We start from the raw sequence: 10,431 nt of genomic DNA, 5'->3' as shown, positions 1-10,431 counted from the left end.
ACAGGAATGACATTAATCCGAATAAAAAATTCAGGTAACTCACGTTGGTTAATGTCTTCACTTTGCGCTAATGCAGTCTGTTCACTAATACTTTGTGCCATAGCACTATAACGTCGATTGACTGGCGTCAAAGTAAATGAAGCTTGCTCACCTACTGCATCAGAAAAGATTTGCTCAATTAAATCTTTTGATTCGCCTTGATAAGTCAGTACATCAACCACTAATGCTTTAGGCTTATTTATAGCCTGACGTGTATTGGTTGATACTTTACTAAAGCGTTTACTACGACCCTGCATCAATATTGGCAGTGCCACAGCATAATCACTGTCCGCATGTACCACACGAATCAAATCACCATCTAGCGAACTCAGCTCATCTTGTGCTGCGATCCCTTGCTTAAAGCCTTTATCTAGAACCAAATAAGATTTCCACCGATCAACCACTTGGGTCTCAGTTTCAGAAATTTTAAGTTTCGATTTTAATTCTTCAGTCACTTGCTTAGTCAATGTCAACAAAGTACTTTGAAATTTCTGTTTAATTGCTGTTTTTGTTGTAGGGGAATCAATTTCAGTAGTGAGTACCTGAATCGGTTGCGACAACGTCGCACTGCCACTATAAATGACCTCACCCGACAACACGTTAGTGAGTTTTAGACTTAAGGTGACTGGCAGAAAAATTTCTGCTGTCGAATCCTTCTTTACAATGTATTCACTCGCGCGTAAAACTTCTAGAGAGGCTATATAAGTACGATTTTTAGTTTTTTGCGAAATAGTATCGACAACTTGTTCACCGAAATTTTGTTTTAAACCTTGTACAAAAAGTTGCTCGGCTTGTTTACGAATGATGTCATTGTCAATCGCTTGACTAAAATCACACACAATAGAAGAACCATTCGCTTCATATTTGCTAGGATCGGTACGACAACCTTGCTCCAATCCAAAAATACCTTTCGATGGGTAGATTTGAATATTCGCATTTGCCCATGCTGAAACAAGCATCGGCATAGCCAAACATAAGACTTTGAATTTTATGTGCACTGTGTACCACCGATGCAGAGTGTGATCGTATTTCCAGCTAGTAATCGCTCGGCACTTGATAATGTTGGGCTTACTTTACGTAGCGCTTTAGCCAATTCTGCACTAATCGGTTTTTCACTCTTATAGGTCATGGTCATTTCAACCAATTTGCCGTCTTGAGTGCGAATATCGATATTTTCTGCGCCATCCATTTCATCTAAGGCAATATACAAATCATCACCTAGACGTGAAGAAACATTACCAGAAACACTTTTCACAAAAATGGTAATTTCTTTACCGTACATAGAGCGATTTTTTGCATAACCTAAAATCTGTGGTCCAACTTGGCTAACTGCTAACTCACCTAGTTTCTTTGCTACATTGGTACGGCATGAATCTGTGGTCGCACCTGTCGATGACTCTGTACGAGTTTCCCCACCCATTAAAGTCGAATCATCTACTGAATAAATTTTAAAACTTACAGCACCATCGCAGACAAATTGACCCGTGGCACTCGAACGACCACGATCATAAATATAAGAACTACCAGCCATAAACCAGTCCGCTTTTTCTTTACGCGCCGCGATTACTAGCTTATTAAGCTCTACATCACTCATGAGTTGTTGAATCGTCATACTACGACCATTTAAATACTGACTTCTGAAACGGTCAGAATCGAGCAACCGCAAATCATAACGAGATGCAGAACTTGCAATTGAATTTAATGTTTGGTTATTACGCTCAGCTTTAGTACTTGGTGTTTGATATTCCACATATTTCACAAAACTTTGAATATCCTTTTGACTTTCAGATTGGCTATATTTTGCCGACTCACTGGCATTGTAGCTACTTGAGGATGCTGATTTACCTGAATTATTATGGCTTGATGAGCGAGCAGCAACACCTACACCGGCCCCATAATAGTTATCATAAGCATAACCTGAAGCAGCAGAGGAACGTCCTTTTGAAGAATAAGAATCTGACGCACTGGCTTTAGCACTTTCACTAGCTTTGTAACTTGCATCTTCATCATAGCTATAACTACGATCTGAAAAATAAGAAGTAAATTCTTTAACTGGCTTAGAGTTATCTTTTGGTACGCCGAAGTATTCATCCATCACAATCATAATCGGACTGGTTCGACTATTTTTCTTTGCCAATCCTAAATCATTAAGAATTGAACGAAATTCTTGGTCATCTATTTCCAGACTAACTTGAGTGACTAATTCATTGTTGCTGTTGGTACTACTGCCTCGGTTTAGCACATAATTACTGTCAACTTGTTTTACAATGTCATTTAAATATTGACTCGCTTCATTCATCGCCTGCGGACCATTAATACGCTTAATGAGAGCAATGACAGCATCAGTTTTTGCATTGTTGTATGCTTGATTACGTGTGCCATTAAGATCTTTTTTGATAATGGGTGTAGCGCCTTCCCCATTCACTTTAATAATTTCCGCATTACTAACTTGAACAGTCAACAAACACAAAAGTGTCAATATAGCCTTTTTCATAACTCACTCTCTTAATTAAAATTTCTAGCTACCTTTATCATTTCTTTACTAGATTTTAAATTCAGGGCTTACTCGATAATCATCTCTGTCAGCAATTAAGGTCGCCTTCTTTAAAGTTTGCGTAAATCCTAAAATTAACCCATTAGACGTTAGATTTGCATCAATATAACTATCCATTGCAAGCCTGTTGAGTTTACTGTAAGTTACTTTAAGAGCGTGACTATAACCGATTGGAAATATTCTAGCAATAAATATGTGCCTCTAAGAGGAACTAAAGTTTAATTTAGAATAAGTCTTAAAATTACAGTACTGTTATAATGCTCTTGAAAAGATGTACGCAGAAGGTAGTGGTGTATTAGGTAAGTCCAAGGCTGAAAAGAGCTATAGATATATAATTAAATAAAGCCAACTGAAATAGCAGTTTAAATCATAGATCCATCTGACAATATAACTGAACACAATAACGATAATGGCGGGTATATTGATTAACCCGTAGATGAAGATTATATTGCTAGCCTACTACTAGAGGACCTTTAGTACGATGCCCTCACAGGAGAACTACTCTTCCTAGGTAATGGTGGTTATGATTGGGAGCTATTTCTAGGAAATATAGACGAACCTAATGAAAGCGCTGTTAACTGAAGAAAAAATGTTGTTGTAGTCGATATGAAACACGGATTAAATTAAAATTAGCAATCACTGTATAAGAGCAAAAAATATGAAAAAATTAGCTGTAGTTTTGGGTATGGTATTTTTAGGACATACAGCGATCGCTAATGCCGCAACGGATTGGACGCCCTACTTAAAACCAATGATGTCAGGATGTAATTTTCCTAACCCAACGGATAAGCTACCGGCACGTTATAAAACCTCTATAGCCAGCAAAAAATTTAGAGTTGATAAAACCAATGAAATTGATGGATACGGTGAACAAATCACTACCTACACTCTAAAAAATGCGACTGCTTTTGGACAACCTTTGTTGAAGCTTGAGTATTTGGCAGGATACGAGTGGGGGCACTTAAAGCTCTATTTTAAAGATACTAAATTCACCGCACTACGTCCGCAATTTAAACTACCGAAAGTTGACAATTACCCAAGCGATCCTCTGCAAGTAATGAAAAATAATGCTAGTGGTTACGAAGTTGAGGAAATGGGTTATACAAATTTAATATTTGATAGGAAGGAAAAAAGTATTACTTGTTTCTCGGGTCTCTAAATACTACTTGACCCTAATGAATGTGAGTAATCCATCTTATTCATTCAAATAAAACTCAGCCATACCATCAAGCTCAGCCTTCACCTCTTTCCAGTTCGGCATCACTTGCGTTAGTAAGCGCCAAAAGCGCTCGCTATGATTATATTCGGCTATATGACATAGCTCATGCAGGATGACATAATCAATGCATTCTCTTGGTGCTTTAACCAAATGAGGATTGAGTATTAAATTGCCTTTTGTAGAGCAACTGCCCCATTGTTTCTGCATTACTAAAATTTTGTATAATGGAACGTTTTTTACCCACGAAGCCTTTAATAGCAAGGCTTCTAGTCTGGCACTGAAGACGGTTTTAGCTCTGTTTTGATACCATTTATCCACCATATTTTTTACTTTTTCAGCTTGTATTTTCTGGTCTATTTTGTTGTCACTTTGCTGCAAAAATACATTCAATTGACCCCGACTTAACTTCACACTAGGGTCAGTCTCAGAATTAATCAGCACTTTTAACACATAACGACGACCCAGATAAAACTGGGTCTCACCGCTGACATAACGCTTGGGCAATACGTGATCTTTTTGCTTGGCAAATTCTTGTAAGCTTTGCCATATCCAGCGAGCACGTTTTATCACAGCGCCATGAATCATCTCATCCGTAGCATCGATAGGCGCTGTGGCGACCACACGCTGATCAGGATGTACCTTGATGACCACTTTTCGGGGTTTGCGAGGTTTGGTCTTATCAGTAATTAGCTTATCACTTGTAGAATTATTCTTTGCTTCTTTACGCACTACTTCATAGTGGATCTTATCTTCACCATAATAAAAGTTGCCAGTCTCAATCATTGCCAACTACCCTCTTGCTGCTCGTGGGCTACTTGTCTCTCTCGACAGCCCAAGTCGTGTAATCTTTAGCACTTCTTCAATGAGCTGTTGCGCTTTATCAATACCCAAGTCAGCAAACAGCATTGGCAATAATCGTCTATTAATCGCATTTTCAATTTCACTGGCATTGATGGAATATTCCGCCACATTCGTTTTGACTACTTCATCAATCTCAAAGGCGTAAGCGACCAGCTTGTCATTATCTAGCTCTTTATCCGCTAAGAAATCAGCGTCAAATAAATGCTTAAACAAACCAAAATAAGCCTGAGCATGTTTATTTAATTTGCCATTGTCATCGATAAATTCATTCGGCACATTAGCAACATCGCGGTCTTTTACGGCCTGCTCAAAGTCAGCAAACATCATGTACTGCTTCACAGGTGCATCGAACATTGCTTTGGCTTCTTCAATGGCTTTTTTTAGAAGTTTGGAGAAGTACTCTTGCGCATACGGATCATCAGCCAAATTTTGCTCAATCATTTTGGTCACACGACCTGTAATTTTATCGGTTTGGTTACGTGCTTCATCGTCACTCATCGCTTCAGGCTTAATATTTTTCCCTAAGTTATCGACTAGGTAAACGCCTTTCGCCTCTTTAACCTCAAGTCCTGCAATATGCTTATCGAGTAAGCTACGAATATCCGCTTCATACTCATCATAATCGATGGTCTCATCAGCGTCTTCACGTACTTGCTTACGTAGGTTAATAAAGGCTTTTAGATCCTGCTTATAACGATCGCGCTTGCTATCAAATGATTTGTCTTCAAAGAAGGACGCCGATTGCAATGCAATTTTCATGGCGTTAGAAAATTCAGTTAAAGCAGCATAAAAGTCATCACGTTCTTTTAGCTTGGTATCAACCACTCTGCCATCTATTTCCTGCATTTTTGGTGCAAGCACTTGTCTTAATGCTTGCCCGTCTTGCTTGTTTTTTACCGATGAGAAGATAGCCCACAGCTCGCTATGTAGTCTTGGCAGCTGCTTGTACTCAGTATCCATGGCGTTATAAAGACCTTTGAGGTCTTCGATATCAAAACCTCCTTGCGTACGTTCCGCTAAGTCTTGGTATTTCTCGATGGTGACATCTAGCTCTTTTAAGATGCCACGATAATCAATCAGATAACCAAAGCGTTTCTTCTCATGCAAGCGGTTTACCCGTGCAATCGCCTGAATCAAGTTATGCTGCTTTAGCGGTTTGTCGATATACAGTACGGTGTTTTTTGGCTCATCAAAGCCCGTTAGTAGCTTATCGACAACGATCATAATGTCAGAACCATCATCCTGACTAAAGGCTTCTATGATAGCTTTGGTATAGGCTTTTTCGTCACCGCCATACTGATTGGCGACATTGGCTTGCCACCAGTTCTGGACAATGTCTTTTGACTCGCCATCGACGGTATCATGCCCCTCACGGGTATCAGGTGGCGACATGGCAACCACTGAGGTCACTTTGCCAATCTTGTCCAATGCCATTTTATAGCGGATAGCAGAGGCTTTAGAATCACAAGCCAACTGGCCTTTTAAATGCTGCTGTTTAAAGTTTTGGAAGTGATCAGAGATGTCATGAGCGATCAGCTCAATACGACCTTCAACCTGATAGATTTGACCTTTTTGGGAGAACTTACGTTTGAGATCAGTTTTTTGATCATCAGTGAGCTTTTGGGTGATACGATCAAACCAAGCATCAATGGCTTGGTCATTTGTATTAAGCTCAGGGATACGCTCTTCGTATAACAGTGGCGTGACGGTTTTGTCTTTGACCGCTTGCTGCATGGTATAGGAGTGAATGATGCTACCGAATTTGTTTTCAGTCTTATCATCCTTAAGCAATGGCGTACCCGTAAAGGCAATAAAAGCAGCGTTTGGCAGGGCTTGCGCCATACGTATATTATTCTCACCGTTTTGGCTACGGTGACCTTCATCGACCATGACGATGATGTTTGGGCTGTCGTTGTAGCATTCATCATACTTAACGGCTGAGCCAAACTTATTAATAATAGAGAAGATAACACGCTCGTTACCGTGCCCGATTTGCTGCGCAAGACGGCGACCAGAAGTAGCCATAGCGTCGCGACTATCGCGTTTACTGGTTATTACACCACCCGACTTAAAGGTATTACTCAACTGGGTTTCAAGATCAACACGGTCGGTGACAACAATAATTCGACACTTCGCGAGCTCCTCTAACCAAATCAAAGCTTTAGAGAAGAAAGCCATCGTGAAAGATTTACCACTACCTGTGGTATGCCAAATGACACCGCCTTCACGACTGCCCTTTTCATCGAAACTGCTGATACGCTCAATCAGGGCTTTGATACCAAAGACTTGCTGATATCGGGCAACAATTTTGCCAGCCTTTTTATCAAACAAGGTAAACATGCGCGTCATTTCAAGCAAACGCTCAGGCTGTAATAAGCTAATGATAAGGCGGTCTTGATCGGTAACGACCAGATCACCGCCATCAATCAATGACTGATATTCATCTTTAATAAAGGCAGGACGATGGGCAAACAGACTCTCAATCTGCTCAGGACTGAGCGCTTGATTTTTTAGACGGGCAAACTCAGGCTCAGAGATCTCTTCTTCGACCCACTTCGCCCAAAATTTCTCAGGCGTACCGCAAGTGGCATACAGACCGTCATTACCATTTACCGCTAGCAGTAACTGGCTATAGGCAAATAGATGCGGGATTTCTTTTGGCTTTTGATTGCGAATATGCTGAGATACCGCTTGGGCATTAGTGGATTGCCACTCTCTACTCGAATCAGGGCGTTTGGCTTCGATCACTGCTAGCGGTAGACCATTCACAAAGCAGACGATATCGGGTCTACGGCTGTTTGTACCCTCGCTATTGAGTACCACCAGTTCTTCGGTCACGTGAAAGCTATTATTGCCGATGTTATTCCAATCTATCAGAGCGATGGTCTGCGAGGTTTTTTTGCCATCGATAAACTCCGTCACGGTCACGCCATACAGCATGGCGTTATAGAGCGCCTCGTTTGCAGACTGCAAGCCTAAGTTCATCGCTGGGTTTAGCTCATGCATGATTTTATCTATGGCGCTGTCTGACAAAGGATGCGTCTGACCTTCAAACGTAAAAGTCTGCTTGGCTAAAAACGCACGCATGATGGGCAATAATACGACTTGGTTGGTGGCCTTGTTTACAGCCACTTTTGAGCGCATGGCGCTGCATTGGTTGGGCGAAATAAACTCGTAGCCCAATATGGTTAGCAAGGCTAAGGCAGGGATTTTTGAGCTGAATTCTTCTTGGAAGTTGACTGCATTAATACTCACTAAAAGCCCCTCACACTTTACTTAGATTTTTATTTCTTTTGATCTCGAAACAACAAATACGCTGTCTAAATATAGAATTCAGTTGCTCATTTATTAAAATAGGGCGAAAGTGATTTAAAGATAGGGTATTAATTACCTCTGCTGCTGGGTGTTCGTGAGTATTTTTAGTGCCGTAAGATACAGGACATATTAAAGAATCAAAAGCCTTGAATACGTCTATATTGAAATCGTACTTAGAGCCATGATGAGGTATCTGTATTACACCAATATAATCAATAAACCGTGAATAAACACTACCTAACTGCACTTTGTTTGAATCGCAGTCACCAGTGTAAATACAGCCTGCTTTGTAGGAAGATGAGTAAGTACAATCTAGTTCATCTCCAACAAATTCACTAATTAGTATACAATCTCTACTTCTAATATTAGAGGGGCCTGAGTAAAGCAACATGGAGTTTTCGTTAATTTTGCCACTCAAACTATCATATATGCTTCTGAGCTCTTTACGCGTATTACGATCAGTTGATTTGCCTAGTGTATAATTCGAATCATTTTCTAATCTATTAATATTAAAACCTCTAATTTGAAGAGCTTCTAATAACTCCTTCTTACGTTCTGTATCTTTGTGATTATAAGGAACGAAAAACCATTTAGAAGCATTTCCAATTTCCAATGGAGTTCCACTGTTAATCGTAATACTGTTTGAGTTGCTTTGCGAAAAATCTTGTAAATCTATACCTTCATTATCCTCTTCAGTATAGTCCCTGTCACTATCTGACCTTACATAGATGAAATTTGTTGTTGGTCCAAAGAATGACTTAGGGTCATCAATCAACTCTAATATACCCAATGATAAAACTCGATTAAAATTAATAAGTAAGTTCTTTTCTTTTTTTGTAAGCAAAGGAAGTACTACTGTACGAATCGACTTGGTTGAACTTATTAAAGTTGAAATTGTAGATACATGATCCCAATCAAAATGGGAAATAAATAGCACATCTATATCTTCTTCTTTTGAGAATGCTGTGCTAACGACTGACTGAGCATGTTTAGATTGCTTCCATTCTCCACAATCATAGACTATATTGAAATTCATAGTATTCCCAGAATAAAATACTCCTTGCTTAGTATGACGCTCGGAATAAAATGCTCCTTGTCCTACAGGGTGAAAGGTTCGAGTTATATGAGACCAATGAAAATCAATCATCATCAACCACCCGCTTCTTACCCGTCAACAACACTTGCATCAACGCCTTTTTCTCTTGCTGCAAATCAGCCAATTGCTGCTTAAGCAACTCAATTTCTTTATCAGCATTGGTTAACACGGTGGCGATTTTTTGTTGTTCTGGAATAGAAGGCAAGTTGATCTTAACTGCATAAACTAGTTCGCTACTAATATTACTAACTACTCCACCTGCTGCTAACCGTTTGTATTGTCTTTGAATCAACTCTGAGCTTAAAATTTGAATTAGAAAATTGACATCTATATTTTTCTCAAATTTTCTAATGACGAACCAACCATCATGGATATATCCATCAATATTCAAAATATATGGTTTGCCGTAGCTCATTGAATTTGAAAGAACTACTTCACCTTTAAATACTTTGCGTGATTTTTCAGCACCTTCTTTCGTAATTCTCTCTTTTGTGGAGTTAATATATAAACCCTCACCTTTTGTATCTCCGATTTTTATCCAATTTACACCGTCTTCGCTATCTGTCATATATTTGACAATAGGTCTAGGAGAGCTACCTCTATCAAGTTTTAATATATTTTTAAAGAGCCTACTTTCCCACTCACCCGCAAACGGTTTCCCCGACTCATCAAGCAAACGCTTTTTACCCGTCAGTAATTGCTGCATCAACGCTTTTTTCTGTTGGGTACTATTGTCAATCAAACGCTCAGTCGTGCTAATTGCGTTATCCCAAGTAGATAGAATTTTAGCGATTTTTTGTTGTTCTGAAAGTGGTGGTATGGGTAACTTCACTTTCCGCAACTCTTCCAATGAAATTTCTTTAAATGTAGAACCTTTGCTAAGAGAGTTAATTCTGTTCAAGATAGGTGTGCTAGCAAGACTGTAATATATAAAATTCGTCTCGTTTTTTGTATTCACAGAAATTCTTGCCGTACCTTGTGTTAGATTAGCCTCTAACAATTCTGGTGGAACTATACTAGTTCTACCGATGTTTCCTCTTAAAGAAAATACAATGTCATTAGGATGTACCGCTGAACGTCTATATTTGTGATGAATTTCAGATGAAGTTCTTTGCAAATCTTCAATTTTTATCTCACCACCAACATTTGAACTTTTTATGTATGGGACACCGTCTTCAACATGAGGTCCTGCTTGAACAATACCGTATGAGATTTTCTCTTTAGTGATTTCGCCAAGAGATAAAGTTTTCCAACCATTAGGCACCATAACCCAACTCCTTTAAAAACCCTGCCATCTCAGTCTCTAAACGCTCCAACTCAGCCTTTGTAGTGGCATAATAAAATTGG

At 39.4% G+C, this 10,431-nt stretch carries 6 protein-coding genes and 1 pseudogene; 1 reads left to right on the top strand and 6 read right to left on the bottom strand.

Going from position 1 to position 10,431, the window contains the following annotated elements; genetic code table 11:
- A pseudogene (locus tag B2575_RS02475) lies at positions 1–1,004 on the bottom strand (hypothetical protein); the annotation flags it as partial.
- 23 nt (positions 1,005–1,027) lie between these two features.
- Positions 1,028–2,533, bottom strand: a complete 1,506-nt coding sequence (locus B2575_RS02470; protein ID WP_296240040.1) for a hypothetical protein — start codon at positions 2,531–2,533, stop codon at positions 1,028–1,030.
- A gap of 718 nt (positions 2,534–3,251) precedes the next feature.
- On the opposite strand from B2575_RS02470, the gene B2575_RS02465 reads away from it, so the two are divergent.
- The gene (locus B2575_RS02465) at positions 3,252–3,752 is read left to right on the top strand and encodes a hypothetical protein (RefSeq protein ID WP_296240039.1); all 501 of its coding nucleotides are present in this window, start codon (positions 3,252–3,254) and stop codon (positions 3,750–3,752) included.
- Positions 3,753–3,788: 36 nt separating this feature from the next.
- Here the strand turns inward: B2575_RS02465 and B2575_RS02460 are convergent, their stop codons facing one another.
- Genes B2575_RS02460 through B2575_RS02445 form a run of 4 tightly spaced genes read right to left on the bottom strand, consistent with a single transcriptional unit; the run spans position 3,789 to position 10,351 of the window.
- Positions 3,789–4,595 carry a M48 family metallopeptidase gene (locus B2575_RS02460; RefSeq protein ID WP_296240038.1) on the bottom strand — a complete coding sequence of 269 codons (807 nt, stop codon included), beginning with the start codon at positions 4,593–4,595 and terminating at the stop codon, positions 3,789–3,791.
- Between the two features lie 6 nt (positions 4,596–4,601).
- Entirely contained in the window at positions 4,602–7,928 is a 3,327-nt protein-coding gene (locus B2575_RS02455) for a type I restriction endonuclease subunit R (protein ID WP_296240037.1), read from the bottom strand.
- A gap of 10 nt (positions 7,929–7,938) precedes the next feature.
- Entirely contained in the window at positions 7,939–9,141 is a 1,203-nt protein-coding gene (locus B2575_RS02450; RefSeq protein ID WP_296240036.1) for a hypothetical protein, read from the bottom strand.
- On the bottom strand, positions 9,128–10,351 hold the full coding sequence (locus tag B2575_RS02445; protein WP_296240035.1) for a restriction endonuclease subunit S: 1,224 nt from the start codon (positions 10,349–10,351) through the stop codon (positions 9,128–9,130). Before B2575_RS02445 ends, B2575_RS02450 begins: the two co-directional genes overlap by 14 nt.
- Between the last annotated feature and the right edge of the window lie 80 nt (positions 10,352–10,431).

It is taken from the genome of Psychrobacter sp. UBA6739 (genome assembly GCF_002453835.1).
GTDB lineage: Bacteria > Pseudomonadota > Gammaproteobacteria > Pseudomonadales > Moraxellaceae > Psychrobacter > Psychrobacter immobilis_A.
This window is presented reverse-complemented; position numbering and strand designations above follow the sequence as displayed.